This window comes from Ruminococcus sp. MCC718 (assembly GCF_018783905.1).
GTDB classification, from domain to species: Bacteria; Bacillota; Clostridia; order Lachnospirales; family Lachnospiraceae; genus Hominisplanchenecus; species Hominisplanchenecus faecis.
Genome location: NZ_WQNP01000058.1, coordinates 1 through 363, shown reverse-complemented (window position 1 = coordinate 363; position 363 = coordinate 1). Strand labels below are relative to the sequence as shown.

Annotated in this window: 1 protein-coding gene; it reads right to left on the bottom strand. The window is 37.5% G+C overall.

Features of this window, described 5'->3' with window-relative positions; genetic code table 11:
* Positions 1 to 152: 152 nt before the first annotated feature.
* A partial coding sequence (locus GPK60_RS07145) for a hypothetical protein (protein ID WP_215659154.1) occupies positions 153 to 363 on the bottom strand: 211 nt, incomplete at its 5' end.

Sequence of the window (363 nt, the reverse complement as noted above, 5' to 3'; positions counted from 1 at the left end):
GAACACGATGGTTAAGACCTAATCGGCCGATGGTACTGCACTGGAGACGGTGTGGGAGAGCAGGTGGCTGCCGGATTAAACAAAAGAAATAACGGATTTATCCGAGATTATTTCCATATAGATACAGACAGATCCGAATGGATGAAGGATGATTACTTCAACTGTGATGATGGATTTGTTAACCCAATCAGCAGGGAAGTGCTGTTACCATAACTGGTTTTACCAGTGATTAGAGTTGAAAAGTTTTTTTCAGTTCTAATGGCTGATAAAATATCAGTCAAATATGTACCTTGAAAACTGCATATAGAAAATAAATTCAAAATATCTAACAAGTTAGATAGACATCCGAGGAAGTTATCAAAT